The organism is Corynebacterium sputi DSM 45148, from assembly GCF_000427865.1.
Lineage (GTDB): Bacteria > Actinomycetota > Actinomycetes > Mycobacteriales > Mycobacteriaceae > Corynebacterium > Corynebacterium sputi.
In genome coordinates this window covers 41,866-56,271 of sequence record NZ_ATYV01000016.1, presented here as the reverse complement: position 1 = coordinate 56,271, position 14,406 = coordinate 41,866, and the positions used below count along the sequence as shown (strand labels likewise).

The 14,406-nt window shown below is 63.0% G+C and carries 14 protein-coding genes and 4 tRNA genes; 8 read left to right on the top strand and 10 right to left on the bottom strand.

Translation table 11 applies throughout. The features are described 5' to 3' along the window. The first annotated feature begins 25 nt into the window (after positions 1-25). Positions 26-985, top strand: a complete 960-nt coding sequence (locus YWU_RS0109440; RefSeq protein ID WP_027020277.1) for a hypothetical protein — start codon at positions 26-28, stop codon at positions 983-985. A 341-nt stretch (positions 986-1,326) separates the two neighbouring features. Continuing rightward, positions 1,327-2,727 (top strand): hypothetical protein, encoded by a 1,401-nt coding sequence (locus YWU_RS0109435; protein ID WP_156892787.1) that lies wholly within the window; start codon positions 1,327-1,329, stop codon positions 2,725-2,727. 213 nt (positions 2,728-2,940) lie between these two features. Here the strand turns inward: YWU_RS0109435 and YWU_RS0109430 are convergent. Together YWU_RS0109430 and YWU_RS16175 are read right to left on the bottom strand one after the other, a co-directional pair. Then, positions 2,941-3,013, bottom strand: a tRNA-Arg gene (locus tag YWU_RS0109430). Positions 3,014-3,134: 121 nt separating this feature from the next. Beyond that, a complete protein-coding gene (locus tag YWU_RS16175; RefSeq protein WP_034647617.1) occupies positions 3,135-3,902 on the bottom strand; it encodes a sulfite exporter TauE/SafE family protein in 768 nt (255 codons plus the stop codon). Between the two features lie 129 nt (positions 3,903-4,031). Here YWU_RS16175 and YWU_RS0109420 point away from each other — a divergent pair, with 129 nt between their 5' ends. The 3 genes from YWU_RS0109420 to YWU_RS16170 all read left to right on the top strand — a co-directional run bounded on the left by YWU_RS0109420 (position 4,032) and on the right by YWU_RS16170 (position 5,619). Further along, complete coding sequence (locus YWU_RS0109420) at positions 4,032-4,448, top strand: hypothetical protein (protein WP_027020275.1); 417 nt, start codon at positions 4,032-4,034, stop codon at positions 4,446-4,448. Between the two features lie 50 nt (positions 4,449-4,498). Continuing rightward, positions 4,499-4,912 (top strand): hypothetical protein, encoded by a 414-nt coding sequence (locus tag YWU_RS0109415; protein ID WP_027020274.1) that lies wholly within the window; start codon positions 4,499-4,501, stop codon positions 4,910-4,912. A gap of 98 nt (positions 4,913-5,010) precedes the next feature. Then, a complete protein-coding gene (locus YWU_RS16170; protein WP_034647616.1) occupies positions 5,011-5,619 on the top strand; it encodes a hypothetical protein in 609 nt (202 codons plus the stop codon). A gap of 75 nt (positions 5,620-5,694) precedes the next feature. Here YWU_RS16170 and YWU_RS0109405 read toward each other — a convergent pair. Both YWU_RS0109405 and YWU_RS0109400 read right to left on the bottom strand, forming a co-directional pair. Next, positions 5,695-5,770: transfer RNA gene (locus tag YWU_RS0109405), tRNA-Arg, on the bottom strand. A 1-nt stretch (position 5,771) separates the two neighbouring features. Then, positions 5,772-5,861, bottom strand: a tRNA-Ser gene (locus YWU_RS0109400). A 138-nt stretch (positions 5,862-5,999) separates the two neighbouring features. On the opposite strand from YWU_RS0109400, the gene YWU_RS0109395 reads away from it, so the two are divergent. Continuing rightward, on the top strand, positions 6,000-7,115 hold the full coding sequence (locus YWU_RS0109395; protein WP_027020273.1) for a histidinol-phosphate transaminase: 1,116 nt from the start codon (positions 6,000-6,002) through the stop codon (positions 7,113-7,115). Between the two features lie 15 nt (positions 7,116-7,130). Here YWU_RS0109395 and YWU_RS17615 read toward each other — a convergent pair whose 3' ends face one another. From YWU_RS17615 to YWU_RS0109380, 3 genes are all read right to left on the bottom strand, one after another. Further along, complete coding sequence (locus YWU_RS17615) at positions 7,131-8,144, bottom strand: serine hydrolase (RefSeq protein ID WP_051260227.1); 1,014 nt, start codon at positions 8,142-8,144, stop codon at positions 7,131-7,133. Positions 8,145-8,321: 177 nt separating this feature from the next. After that, positions 8,322-9,158 (bottom strand): hypothetical protein, encoded by an 837-nt coding sequence (locus YWU_RS17610; protein WP_051260226.1) that lies wholly within the window; start codon positions 9,156-9,158, stop codon positions 8,322-8,324. 71 nt (positions 9,159-9,229) lie between these two features. Then, positions 9,230-9,314 (bottom strand) — tRNA-Ser (locus YWU_RS0109380). A 170-nt stretch (positions 9,315-9,484) separates the two neighbouring features. On the opposite strand from YWU_RS0109380, the gene YWU_RS0109375 reads away from it, so the two are divergent. Next, positions 9,485-10,462: an NAD(P)H-quinone oxidoreductase gene (locus YWU_RS0109375; RefSeq protein WP_027020272.1), complete on the top strand. Its 978-nt coding sequence runs from the start codon at positions 9,485-9,487 to the stop codon at positions 10,460-10,462. Positions 10,463-10,471: 9 nt separating this feature from the next. Here YWU_RS0109375 and YWU_RS16155 read toward each other — a convergent pair whose 3' ends face one another. The 3 genes from YWU_RS16155 to YWU_RS0109360 form a co-directional block, all read right to left on the bottom strand. After that, on the bottom strand, positions 10,472-11,962 hold the full coding sequence (locus YWU_RS16155) for a CotH kinase family protein (RefSeq protein WP_240484107.1): 1,491 nt from the start codon (positions 11,960-11,962) through the stop codon (positions 10,472-10,474). 2 nt (positions 11,963-11,964) lie between these two features. After that, positions 11,965-12,672 carry a DUF4956 domain-containing protein gene (locus tag YWU_RS0109365; protein ID WP_420805302.1) on the bottom strand — a complete coding sequence of 236 codons (708 nt, stop codon included), beginning with the start codon at positions 12,670-12,672 and terminating at the stop codon, positions 11,965-11,967. A gap of 61 nt (positions 12,673-12,733) precedes the next feature. After that, positions 12,734-13,582 (bottom strand): polyphosphate polymerase domain-containing protein, encoded by an 849-nt coding sequence (locus YWU_RS0109360; protein WP_034647631.1) that lies wholly within the window; start codon positions 13,580-13,582, stop codon positions 12,734-12,736. Positions 13,583-13,712: 130 nt separating this feature from the next. Here YWU_RS0109360 and YWU_RS0109355 point away from each other — a divergent pair, with 130 nt between their 5' ends. Then, positions 13,713-14,402: a response regulator transcription factor gene (locus YWU_RS0109355; protein WP_027020269.1), complete on the top strand. Its 690-nt coding sequence runs from the start codon at positions 13,713-13,715 to the stop codon at positions 14,400-14,402. Positions 14,403-14,406 lie beyond the last annotated feature (4 nt).

Below are 14,406 nucleotides of genomic sequence, written 5' to 3'. Positions count from 1 at the left end.
CCCACGCGCACAACGGAGGTAGGCCATGCCCAAGCATCGCGTCATCGGAGGCGTCGTCGTGACGACCCCCGAAGGCGTGTTCGCCAACTACCGCCCTGCGGCCCACCTGATCTCAGCAGAGGTTTGGGAACGGGTGCGCCCCATCGCCATCGACGCCTGCCGCGCCGCCGACTACGCCTCGGTCGCCTCGGCCCTCCACTGCCTGGGCACTGTCACCAACTTCCTCGCGTGGGCTCACTGTGAAGGACTGTCACTGGAGCCGGAGGCGGTCTTCATCCCGGCCCACGTGGAGCGCTACTGCGCCACCGCGCTGAAGCATCTGTCCTCGGTGACCCAATCGACCCGACGCGGTTACCTGCGGCGGGTGGCACGGGCGTGCACGAAGAAGGCCCCGTGGGCTCCGCCTCCCAAGCCGTTCGCCAACAACCACACGATCCAGCCGCCCTACCAGGCGCACGAGGTCGAGGCACTCTGGGCTGCCGCACGGTCCCAAGCCACCGAGCATCGCCAGCGCGTGGCCACGGCCATCCTGACCCTCGGCTTGGGCGCTGGGGTGAAACCGGGCGAGATGATCTCCGTTTGTGCCGAGATGGTCGCCCGTCACCCGCATGACCGCCGCCTGGTCGTGATCCTGCTGGAAGACCGCGTGGTGCCCGTGCGCTCCCAGTACGTCGAGGAACTGCTGGACCTGTGCAGGCGCTTCCCCGAGGGTCCGCTCGTCGGGGCGCACAAGGCGACCGCCAAGGACCCGCTGGGAGCCCTTCGCCAGAACATGCGGTGGCCCGACTGGGTGGCCTTCCGTCCTGCACGGCTCCGGACCACCTGGATGGCCGACGTGCTGGCGCAAGACGTGCGCATCAGCGAGTTCATGAAGATCGCTGGCACGGTGTCCTCCAAGTCCCTGGAGGTCATCGCGCCCTACGTCGCGCAGCGCATCGAGCGGGATGAGTACCTCTTCGCGGCTGCCGGGTTGGTGCGCCGATGAGGTGGCGCACCGGACCCGTGGACACCCCCACCTTCAACCGCGCGCGAGCCATCGTCCGCGCAGCGCGGGTGACCCAGCGGTGCCAGCAGGACATGACCGCTCATCGCGGGCGCAAGCGTTCCTACACGTATGAGGCCCTGTTCACCGTCTTCCAGATCGCCGCCATCGAGGGCTTAGGAGAACTGCTCGTGTCCGATGCCGCCCAGGCGCTCGTCCGGCTCACCCCGAGTCAGCGCGAGACGCTCGGGATCAAGCACCAGTGGTCCTATGACCTCGTGGAGCAGGCCGTGGCCGAACTCGGTGCCGCCTTCAAGGAACGGGTCGACCTCACGACGGGCGAAGTGCGCGATCCCCGACTGTCGGTGACCTTGGCGGAGTTCATGACCTCGATGGCCAGCGACTTCATCCCCAGCCAAATCCCCCAGTCCGACACCCAAGCCATCGACTCCACGGACTACGAGGCCCACGCCCGGAGGCGATCCTGGAAGCACCTCATGAAGGCCGACATCCCCGAGGACTCCCTACCCGAGTTGGACGCGCTGGGAGGCGACGCGCCCAAGAACGAGCCGGGCTGGCCCCTTCAAGGTGCTGACGGGCGGCATCAGCACACCGTCGACCCCGACGCCCGCGACGGCTGCCGGGCAGGGAAGAACCGCAACCGCAAGGGCGTCTTCTGCGGCTGGGACCTGCACCTGTCCGTGGACGTGCCCGACCTGGGCGGTGACGCTCGCCCGGGCCTGATCCGGGGAGCCTCCCTGGTCCCTGCGGGAACGTACAAGGCCGAGGGCGGCCTGTCGTTGATCGACGCCATGATCGCCGCCGGCAGGAAGCCCTCGACCATCCTGGTCGACCGTGGCTACACCTACCTCGCCACCGGCCAGTGGGCACGCCCCGTATGGATGCGCGGCATCGAGCAGGTCCTCGACCTCCACACGACCCAGCGGGGAACTCGCCCCGGGCCGATCCCCGGCACCATCTTCGTGGACGGGGGCCTGTTCAAGGAGACCCTCCCGAAGGACCTCCGCTCGCTGGGCGGCTTCTCTCTGGGCATGAGCGCCGAGGCCAAGGCACTGCTGGCCGAGCAGTACGACCGGCGCAAGTACCACGCCTTCACCCCCATGGGAGCGCCGAACTACGAGCGAGCCACGCAGCGCTACCGCGACCCGGTTCTCTCCGGCACGATGCGCTGCGCGAACCACCCGGCCTCGCTGCGCCTCGACGCGGCCCGTTACCCCCAGACCCAGTGCGTCGAAGGTGAGCCGTGCCACTGCGGCACTACCGTGACCCTCGGCCCCGACGACCTGCTCAACCTGCGCCAGCGCGTCCTTTACGGCACCACCAAGTGGAAGGCTTCCTACGGTCGCCGCTCCGCCGTGGAGTCGACCAACGCTTGCGCCAAGGTGCACCACGCCCGCCTCACCCGGCACTCGACCCGCGTCCGAGGGACAGAGCGAAACGGCATCCTGCTGTCGTTCATCCTCGCGGCGGTCAATGCCTCGATCCTTCTGACGCGCTACGGCTACGACGTGGGCGATCCACCGCAGGTCGCAGACGACGAGGTGATCGAGCCGCTGCCCAGCGCGAGGCCGACGAAGGCCCTGCATCGCCAGCGGAAGTTCAGCCGACCGCGACGGGCCCAGGCACCACCCGGCCCTGCACACACCGGACCCCCCACGGCGCCCTGGGTCACGGTGAAGCGGACCGCCAAGTCCCCCGGCAAGAGAAGCGTCAAGACGATGTAGCACCCCACAGCGATGGCCCCTGCCCGGAAACACCCGGGCAGGGGCCGTTTTGCGTCTGGAAGCGGCCCGCGCACCCTCAACCGCCCACCAAGGCGGCGTGGATGGTGCGCTCAGGGTCCGAAGCCGTGAGATAGGTCTGGCCAGAGGGCCCGAAGGACCTCTGGCCAGCCATTTCCTGAGTCGATGGGGCCACATTGACTGTGACACCTACTGTGCGCCCGAAGGGATTCGAACCCCTAACCTTCTGATCCGTAGTCAGATGCTCTATCCGTTGAGCTACGGGCGCAGTCCGTTGCGGTGACATCGTCGCTGCAACGAAATGTAACAATACCCAGGCACCACCAACCAGACAAATCCCCTGGTGAGGGGTGATGGGAGGTGAGGTGGGCGTCGGGAAGCCGGTAGTTTTACACCAGCGCCACCAGGACCTCCTGAACGATGATGAACACACCCATCACCATGACGAACCAGCCGAAAGCCTTGCGCAGCGTCTGCTCCGGGATCCGGGAGGCGAGCAGGTACCCACCCTGTGCGCCAACAATCGCGATAGCGGAGAAACCGAGGACCAGCGGCCAGTCGATCTGCACGTTGACGAGATATCCGCTGAGTCCTGCGGCTGACTTCATGGAGATGACCAACAATGACGTGCCAACGGCGGCGGTCATCGGCAGGCCAGCCAAGAGAACCAGCGCCGGGACGATCATGAATCCACCACCAGCGCCAACGACACCAGTCGCGATTCCCACCAGCAATCCGTCGATGGCGATCCGCACTGATTGAAATGGCGCCGGCTCACCACCAGGTGAAGTGCGAGAACTCGGCAGTCGACGCGGCCGGAGCATCGCCGCCGACGTCGCGATCATCATCACCGCGAACGCCACCATCAGTACCTCCCCTGGGAGGACTCCTCCGAGGAGCCCGCCGAGGAATGCTCCAACCATTCCCGCGGCACCGAAGATCAATCCGATTCGCCAACGGACCCGTCGAGCCCGGGCATGCGGAATCATTCCGAACAGCGCTGTTAAGCCAACGATGACAAGCGAGGAAGCGATCGCCTCGTGCGGCTCCATACCCAGCACATAGGTAAGGACCGGCACCGTCAGAATCGATCCGCCACCACCGAGCACACCAACCAGCACCCCGACGATTACTGCCGCCAGTACCGCTATCACCATCACCACGATTCAAACCATAGCGCCCCACACCGGTTCTGATCCCAAGCACAGGTGATGACACACTTGTGCCGATGCTCCGCCGCTATGCGGAGCCGCACGGTTCACACTGACTGCCCGAGGATTGCCTGCATGAACACGAAGACCGTATCCGCCGCTACCGCATTGCCGGTCGTAGCGCTGCTGACGCTCACCGCATGCGGTGACGCGGACACCGACCATAACTCCATCGGAGAAGCCTTGGCTGACGACTTCGTCGCCGCACTTAGCTCCGGAGATGCAGGTCTTGCCAGCGAGGTAGCCTGCCCGCCCATCGCGGACCAGATGGAACAGGTCGTAGCCCTGGCGGGCATGGAAGACATCGACGGCATGACCATCGATGAGTACGGCGAGGCCACCTCAACCGACGAGGACGGCGGCGAACACGCCTTCTCCTACCCCATCGAGTTCACGACTCATTACAGCGACGATTCGGACGATTTCTCCGAATCACTGACGCTCGACATCGAGAACGTCGATGGTGACTGGTGCATCGCGAACCTGAACTGACCGTCCGCGTGACACACTGCCCGCCAACTCTGAGACCGGGGACGACACACATGAAAAAGACCACCGCATCCACGATGATCGCGCTGCCCGCCACCGCACTGCTCACGCTGAGCGCCTGCGCATCGGACGAGGTCGACCACAACGACATTGGACAGTCCCTAGCCGATGAGTTCATGGCCGGAGTCGACGCGAACGACACCGAAAAGGCGACCGGAGCTTCCTGCCCCGACTTCCAGGGACCGGCTACGCAGCTCATCACCGCAACGCAGGACCAGATGGACATCGAGTCAGTGACCGTGAACGAGCACGGCGATGCCGTGACCAATGATGGCGACGATGATGCCTTCGACTACCCGGTCGAGATCACCACCGCGTTCAACGACGACGCTGCCGACGTGGTGGAGCTACTGACATTCAACATCGAGAATGTCGAGGGCGAATGGTGCATCGCCAACCTGAGCTGACCTGATCAGGGCCAAAAAACGCACTTACTGTTGGCAACAAAAAGAATTAAAATGGTGAATATCGGCGCTGGTGCCGATCCCTCAAGAGGAGATTCGCCATGGCAACGTCACACCCTCTCACCATCACACTGACTGCAGTGCTCGCCGATGCCGCGGGCGTGCTAGATATCCCTGCCGAGGACATTGACGTCCTCGAGGTGACCTCCATCGAATGGCCGGATTCATGCCTCGGAGTGCCCGGCACAGACGAAATGTGCGCCGAGGTGATTACACCGGGCTACCGGATCACCCTGGCTGGCGGACTGATCTATCACACAGATCGGCAGGGCAACTTCCGTCAGGCCAGATGCCACCCGGACGACGAAACAACCATTCGACTTAGCTACCTGGTCATCGGTGGCGTAGGCGGTTGGTCCACGAGTTTTGAGACCGACAGTTCCCGCCTGACTGAGGCGGAGGACAAGGAACTGCGGCGACTGATCGCGGACGCCGACTTCTTCAATGTGCCCAACGTTGAACCCACAACAGTCATCATGGACGGATTCACCGGCCGCTTGAAGATCGCAGTGGGGCGCCGACACCATGAGGTCGTCCGGGGCGACGGCATCGAGTACGAGGACACCGCAGAATTCCTGGCGCTACGGCAGTGGGCCCAGGACCGGACACCGCCACTGCACGGCAGACCGTTCACAAGAATCGAAGACTGAGCGATGCGGCCCCATCAACGCAAAGACCCGAACCCCGACCCTGTTTCCAGGGCCAAGATCCGGGTCTTGGCTGTTTGGTGCGCCCGAAGGGATTCGAACCCCTAACCTTCTGATCCGTAGTCAGATGCTCTATCCGTTGAGCTACGGGCGCGTGGCGGAGGCGAGAGGATTCGAACCTCCGGCCCACTTGCGTAGGCAACTCCTTAGCAGGGAGCCCCATTCGGCCGCTCTGGCACGCCTCCACGCACGAAAAACCTGCAAAGCAGGTCTTCCGCTGGTGATTCTAGCCGCCCTTCCCGGATCAACAAAACTGCCCCGGTCAACCAGGTCAGCGGCCCTCGGCGCATGAGGTCACGGGCGTGGCGCGTAGTGTGTTCCCCATGATTCGCGACCTCTCACAGCTTCCTGCGTACGTACCCGGCACAGCAGCACCTGAGTCGTTGAAGATCTCCAGCAACGAAATGGCACACAACCCTCTGGAGTCGGTGCAGCAGGTCATCGCCGACACCGCGGGCCAGGTCAATCGCTACCCCGACCTGACTGCCACGTCGCTGCGCACCGAACTCGCGGACTACCTGGGGATCACGTTCGACCAGGTTGCCGTTGGCTGCGGCAGCTCGGCGCTGTGCCAGCAGCTGGTTCAGGCGACGTGCCAGGACGGCGACGAGGTCGTCTTCCCGTGGCGCAGCTTCGAGGCCTACCCGATCTTTGCCCATGTCGCCGGCGCGACTCCGGTGCCGGTGCCGTTGACCCCGGAGTTCCGTCATGACTTCCCGGCATTGCTCGAGGCAGTCACCGACCGCACCCGACTGGTGTTCCTGTGTAACCCGAATAACCCCACGGGCACTACGTTCTCCACCGCTGAGTTGGAAGAATTCTTGGCGAAGGTGCCGAAGGATGTCGTGGTGGCTCTCGACGAGGCATACATCGAGTTCGCAGACGGCTTCGACCCGCGCGATCCCGGCGCGATTAATGGCGAATTGCCGAACGCCGTGGAAACGATCACCAAGCACGACAATGTGGTTGTCCTGCGCACGTTCTCCAAGGTGTGGGGCCTGGCTGGTCTGCGCGTTGGTTATGCCTTCGGTCCGGTTCCGCTTATCGACGCCGTGAACCGCGTCGCAATCCCCTTCTCTGTGAACATGCTCGCTCAGACCGCCGCGGTGGCATGCCTGCGCCCTGAGGCCCGCGACGAACTGCTCAACCGCGTAAAGGGTGTGACAGAGCAGCGTCTGCGCACCACCGAGGCAATCAATGGCGCCACAGGTGTCAAGACCGTTGTCACCGGGACCCAGGCGAACTTCGTGTGGATCCCTGAGGACCGAATCCCCGCGCTGTCGGTCATCGCTGGCACCACCGGCGGCGGCGAGGCTCTCACCGCCGTGCTGGCCGAGCGCTTGGTGAACGTCCGCCACTTCCCCGGCGAAGGCATCCGAATCACGGTCACCACCGCAGACGAGGTGGACCGCCTTCTCGCCGCCCTGCAGGTCGGCTAGCGCGGCCACGTATCGCTATGCGGTGCAGGAACCGCCCTGCACCGGGTGCTGCCGGATGACGGCGGCCAGTTCGTCGAGCATTTCCTGCGCCGTCTCGTAGGTGCCGTCACCAGGCTCCACCGCGACCGAGATGCCCAGGAAGCTCGAGGGCAGCGGGTAGGCGTCGTACTGCGTGTAGTCACGGTCCTGCGTGCCGACGCCCTCAGTGCGCGTTGTCGACGTCGGATCCTCAGAGACAGGAACCTCGTTCTCAGTGACGTAACTTGATCCGGCACCAGGGATGACACCGAATTCACGGACGAAGTAGTTACCGTCATCGTCTGGCGACCAGCCGCCCTTAAAACGGGCGCCGTCGATCGTGCCAAGGCCATACCGCTGCTCCTGGACGACGTGGCCCATGACCTGCGAAATCTCCTCGCCACCGTCAATGCACGGCAGGTTAGCGCCAAAGGTCGCCTGATCAACCAGCGACCATTCAGTCAGTCCGAACGGGGTGCTGCCACCGGCATCGTCGCTGCGCTGGAACTCGGTCTCCATGTCGCCGCCATCGCGAAGTACCTCGTCCACACCATCACCGGTGCCAGACCAGTCGCCGAGGCTGTTCCACAGCGCTTCAGCGGCCTCATTGTCAGACCACGCCAGGGACGCTTCAAGCGAGTCGTCAATTTCCTGGCGTTCCCGAAGCACGGCGACACCGATCGGGACCTTGGCGGTTGACCAGGCGGGACCGTCGAGAAGCGTTCCTGCGAATGCTGCTGCCGGCACATCCGCTTCGAGCCCGGCTCCTGGCAGTGCCATCGCCAGCCCAACAGAGCCGTCGTACTTGTTTTCCACGGCCGAGACCGCGTCCGCCCACTCCTGCGGAATCGCCTCACCCCGAGCGTTATCGGCGGGAACGGTCGTCTCGCCGGCGGCACCGTTGTCCGCTCCACATCCGATCAAAAGTCCAGCGGCCACCACGAGAGCCGTGACGCCGGTGAACCGACGACCTACGGCACTGTGGCTAGCCCGATGACGAAAAATCTCCATACCTGAAAAATACGCCCTCCGGTGCCGGTCAACTAATCCTCACGCGTGTCTTCGGCAGCCCTGAAGGAGCACTCATGTTTTTGATTCGAGAAACGCAAAGCTGCAGTTGAGCAAACAAAAATGCTTCACGACACCACGAGCGCCTACCCGAGACCTCCCCCAGCGAAGGTCCGGACCTTAGACGACCTTGACGACAGCGTTATTGCCACCCTCACAGGTGATGACAGTCCCGTCGTCATTACACGTCATGGTGTATTCATCACCGGTGACTGGACTGCGCACATTCAGTACCGAGTTGGTTTCCCCATCGGTGTCGTGAAAGTGCTCTGCCACCGCATCACGCACTGCCACGGAGAACTCACAACTGGTGACCGTGGTGGCCGAGTACGCGTAATTCAGCTGACCCAAATCACCGGAGCCACCACACTGGGTCCAGGACGCCGGTGGTTCGAATCCGTCTGCGCGCCCGCCGGCATCATCACCATCGTTATCGGTATCGGTCGGAGCGGCAGGCACCTCCGTGAGATTCTGCGCCTGGGTCTGACCATCATCGTCGGTAGTAGCCAGCATGAAGCCGAACACTCCGATGACCGGGACCAAGATGAGCGCCAGCACCACGATCAAGGCAATCTTCGTGCCATTGCCACCGGGCTTCTGGTACTGCGGCTGCATTTGTGGCGGCATGGGCGGCTGTTGGCCGTATCCGCCGGGAACGCCCTGACGAGGCGCGGTCCCCGGGAACGGTGCACGACCGGCCTGGCCCGGCTGCGGGTAGCCCTGCTGACCGGGGTAATTCGGACCACCAACGAGAGCCCCATAGCCGGAGGCGCCATATTCCTGGTCCCACATATCGCCGCCGACCTGCGGTTGTTCACCGGTGTCTTGAGCTGACGGGCCGACGCGACCGCCGGAGCGGGAGGGCCCAAAATCGCTGTTATCGGACCATGCCTGACCCGGTCCGGACCATGCGTCTCCCCAATCATCACCACCGGACGACCTATCGGACCCTCCCATAGCTCCTCCGATCAGCTCTGCCGACGAGGTCCTGCCCCTGCGGAACTGCTGCCGGGACCGGCCCCACATTGCGGAGATGGAGGGATTTGAACCCCCGGTCCGGTTAAGGACGCTCGCTTTCAAGGCGAGTGCATTCGGCCGCTCTGCCACATCTCCAACTGTCTTCCTCCAGCCATGGGAACCCCATGACCAGAAAGACCAGAATCAGCCTACCGTCAACTGCTCTCAGTTCCGAACTGAATGGTGGCGTGTCCCCGAAAAGTCCCAACAACCCCTAAACGACACCCTTGTGTCCTAGGACACACTGCAGGGTTAGGGTGGTTCTCATGAAGGCCATCATCCAGACCGATACATCCAATCCCCGAGCACTGGAATGGGGCGACACCGACACGCCCACTGCAGGACCGGGCGAGGTCCTCGTCAAGGTTGCCGCGACATCCGTAAACCGCGCTGACCTGCTCCAAACCCGTGGCCACTACCCACCGCCGGAGGGCGACAGCGAGATCATCGGGTTGGAGTGCACCGGCACCATCGCCGAAATCCCCGGCGACACAGACTCCACTGGCTGGCAGGTCGGCGATGAGGTGGCGTGCCTGCTCTCTGGTGGCGGTTACGCCGAGTACGTTGTCGTCCCGGTCGGGCAGCTGATGGGAATCCCGGAGGGATTCTCGCTTACCGACGCCGCAGCCATGGTCGAGGTCGCCTGCACCGCCTGGTCCAACATCGCGATGACTGCGGGGCTCAAAGAGGGCGAAACCGTTCTTATCCACGGCGGCGCTGGTGGCGTGGGAACTTTTGCGATCCAGATGTGTAAGTACCTGGGTGCCACCGTCGCGGTGACCGCGGGGTCTGCTGAGAAGCTGCAGACCTGCCGTGAGTTGGGCGCGGATATCCTCATCAACTATCGCGAAGAGGAATTCGAGGCTGTCATGGCCGAGCACGGCGGCGCGGACGTCATCCTCGACATCATGGGGGCCAAGTACCTTGATCGGAACGTCAAGGCCCTGGCTAAGGACGGCCGACTGGTGATCATCGGACTGCAGGGTGGTATCAAGGGTGAACTCAACATTGCCCGCCTGCTGTCGAAGCGAGCCTCTGTGACCGCAACTGGCTTGCGCTACCGGGACCGGGACGGCAAGACGAGGATCGTCTCCTCTACCGAAGACACCGTCTGGCCGCTGCTGGCCGATGGCACCATCAAGACCTCCGTCCACACCACCATGGACATCAAGGATGCTGCCAAGGCCCATGAACTGCTGGATTCGGGTGAGGTGACCGGAAAGATTGTTCTGACCGTCGGGTAAGCCCTTCTGTCATTCAGCTCTTCCGGTCTCGCCGGAACGCTGCCCTGCCAGGGACTCTGCGCGGGCAGTGACCCACTGGCGCACCGAAGAGATCTCAGCGTCGATGTCCTCCTGCGCCAGCCCCTCAGTGGCCGGGACCGCCCGGGCGAGCGAATCCACGATGGCTTCCGCAGCACCAGAGCCATACATCTGGCCATACAGGCGCCAGTAGGTCTCGGTGTAGAGGTCAGCGAACGCGTCCGATTCCAGGAACCGGGATTTCAGTTCATTGCCGCCCATCCCGGGCCCACCCTGGCCGTCCATGCCCGCGGGAGGTTCCATCCCTTCGGGCATGTTTGGCATGTCGGGCATCTCTGGCATGGCCCCCATGTCAGGCATCTCGCCCGTATCCGGCATCTCGGGCATGTCACCAGGCATACCGCCACCACCGCCACCCATCGTGGTGTCGTCATCAGGTCCGGCGTCAGTGGATCCCATCATCGACATGTTGAGATCCCAGGAGACAACGCTGATCAGGCCAGTGTCTCGGTCCCACCACAGGTAATAGTTCTGACCGGGCCCGGCCATGTCGTCGCCATTACCGAGCAGATTCTGCGTGGCCAGATATTCGGCAAAGCTCTCGACGTCGACATACTCCGCCAGATGCTCATCAAATTCCGCATCATCGGCGGTATCGAGCCACTTCAGCAGATTGATAATCGGCTGCAGATCCCCGTCGCCATCGCCGTTTTCTTGGGTGAACTGGCTGGTGTACGCGCTTTGGTCGTCGCCTTGATAGGTGAAGGAACTACTGGCGTCGGCCTTGTAGAGGATGCCGTTGCCGAGTTCGGCCGCGTAGTTCTCGTCGGGTACCTCGATGACGAGGCGGATGGTGTCGGGGCCGCCGTTGATGGAGTACGTCGTATAGGCGAACCGTTGGCTCGGCTGATCAGTCTCAGCCGTCAACGCCAATGCTGTGGCCTCCTCCACGACCGGAGTTCCCGGTCGGACCGATAGTTCGGTGAGCCCCTGGTAGACGCGGCCGTCGACGTATTTGTCGAAGCTAAGCAGCAATGGATAGGTAGATGGATCATCAGCGTCAACGCCGGTGTTCATCATCCCGCCGGGACCGCCATCGGACGATTCCGTCGCGTTCAGGGAACCAAGCGTCGAGTTTCCCTTCAGGCGCACGCCGACATCGTCGATAGTCACTCCATCGATCACCACAGTCGCCTTGAACCACGTCTTGTCGCCGTCATCTTGGTAATCCGAAACCATGTCCTCGAGGTATCCCTCTGGCAGGTCGATGGAGATGGAGTGGGATGAGGCGTCGAAAAGCGAATCGTTTGCCTGTCCCACATCGATGGTCGCCGTCGCCTCCTGCGTCACCGACACGGAGGAGGTGACGTATGGAACCACCGTCGCGGTCCCCGCCAACGCACCGACGCTCAACACCCCAGCAGCGGTTACGGCAACCAGCCGCCGGTTCATCCGCCACACTGACTTTTTCAGCTCCGGCATCACTACACGTCCGTCTGATCGTGACCGGTCAGCACGGTGGCTTTCTGCCCCATATTCACTTCACGCAGCTTCCCGACGACTTCAGCGCCCGTCACACCCTTCTTCATATGGGCCGTGTACGCCATTTCGGTGAGCGCGCCGCCGCGAACCAAATCAACGCTGACCAGCTCAAACTCATCGCAATTATCAGCGAGAATGCGCTCGACGGCCTCGGTGTAGGAGGTGTTCGTGCCGTCGTCGGCTGGGACCTGAACCTTGATGAGCTGGCGCTGGATGTCGAGGTGGAACCAGTCGAAACGGTGCATGATCAGCAATGCTGCGCAGATGAAGATGGCCGCGCCGATCGCGAGGACATAAAAGCGCGTTCCGACGGTCATACCAATCGCCATCGCCAAGAACACAAAACCCACATCCCTGGTTTCTTTGATCGCGTTGCGGAAGCGGACCACTGAGAGCGCTCCGACAAGGGCGAAGGCGCGGGCGATGTTGGAGCCGACCACAAGCATGATGACGGCGAGGACCATTGCCACCAGTACCAGCGTCTGCACGAAGGACTGGGAGTAGGAGATGTTTTTGTGAGTGCGCTGGTAGACGGTGCCGATGATCGTCGTGAGGACGAAGGACAGGGTCAGCGCGATCAATACGTCCGTAACTGAGAAGGTGCCGGACAGGTCCTGGAAGTCCAGGGAGAACAGGTTGTTGAGATCCACGGGGATTCTTCTTTCAGGAAATAGTGCAGGGAAAAGTGTGTGAATCGGTGCTGGGTCTGGATCAGAGGATCCGGTCGACAGCGCCTGCTGCGGAGGCTGGCATCACGTCGTATTGGTCAATGGCCCGGCAGTACTTCGACATGCGTATGACGGTGAGACCGCAGCGGGCGGTGACGTCGGTAAGCCAGAGCGGGACCCGCTCGTCGGCTTTGATCTCCATGACGACGCAATCGTTCGGAACCAGCGGGCGGTTGGTCGTGTCCGGCATACCGAGGCGAAGATCTCGGTCCCGCCCGGTGACTGCGTGGTCAAAGGTGACGCGGACGCCATCTTCGAGGTCACGGCCGACATACGGCTCGCGCCGATAGGCCGTCATCGCGATCGGCCGCAGGTCACAGGTATCAACGAGCGTCTCGATCTCGCTGAGGAGCCCGTGGTGTCGGGGCTCGGCGACCGGGTAGAGATCCTCCGCACGAAGGCGGGTGCCGGTGGAGGAACCGGAGGCGTCGCACAGCGACAGTGCCTGCGCCAACGGCAGCTCTAGGCGCCGTTTCTGGGTGACGCGGTTCATGCGCTGCTTAATCTCTACGGTGACTGGAGACTGGGCGGTGGTCTCGCCCTCGCCGTAACGGCGCACGCGCAATTTGCGGCGGAATTTCAGACCCTCGATCTTCTCCCAATAAAACCGCAGGTCCTGCGAGTCGTAGTAGAGGGATTCGACGCGGTAGCCCGCCGGCGGTTCCATCGGATCGCGGTCGAGGTAGTCCGCGAATTCCTCACGAAGCCTCGGGAGATCCTTTTCCGCGACGAGGTACTTGATCTCGTAGCGATTGAAACGGTGCGGCACGGCGGTCGCAGATGTCCGCGTCGGCGGGTTCGGCCTTGTCGTGTTGGTGCTGTTGAATGCCATGCCGAGCAATTAACTCGCCGACCGTGTGAGGTCGTATGGGTCCACCTGTCAGCTATCTGTGAGTGTCGTTCCCAGCAAACTCACAGCGACCTTCCAGCGTCGTCGACGGGATTGCACCGATACTTGCCGTATGACTTCGCACAAGATCCTGGTGGTCGATGATGAACTGAGCATCGTCGACCTGCTTAGCGTCAGCCTCCGCTTCCAGGGGTTCGACGTCCGCACCGCCGCCGATGGGCGCGAGGCGCTGACTGCGGCCCTCGACTTCTCCCCGGACGTGATCATCCTCGACGTGATGATGCCCTACGCGGACGGCTTCACCGTCCTGGAGCGTCTGCGCGGCTCCGGCTCGGATGCCCCGGTGCTGTTTCTCACCGCGCGTGGGGATGTCTCTGACCGCGTCCGGGGCCTCACCGCTGGCGGCGACGACTACGTGACCAAGCCTTTCAGCCTCGAGGAGGTCATCGCGCGCGTCAACGTTCTGCTGCGCCGAGGTCCCGTGCTTGACGACGCCCCCACCTCCACCATCGAATTCGGCCCTATCGAGCTGGACGAGGACGCTCACGAGGTCTTCAGCAACGGCACCCTAGTCGACCTGTCCCCCACCGAGTTTTCGTTGCTTCGTTATCTCCTAGTCAACCAAGGTGTAGTGCTGTCCAAGGCGAAGATCCTGGACCACGTGTGGAATTACGACTTCGGTGGTGACGGCAACGTCGTGGAGACTTATGTTTCTTACCTGCGCCGCAAGCTCGGAGAGCCGGCGGACGGGTACCTGCAGACGGTGCGCGGCGTTGGTTACGTGCTGCGTGAGCCTCAATGAGGGA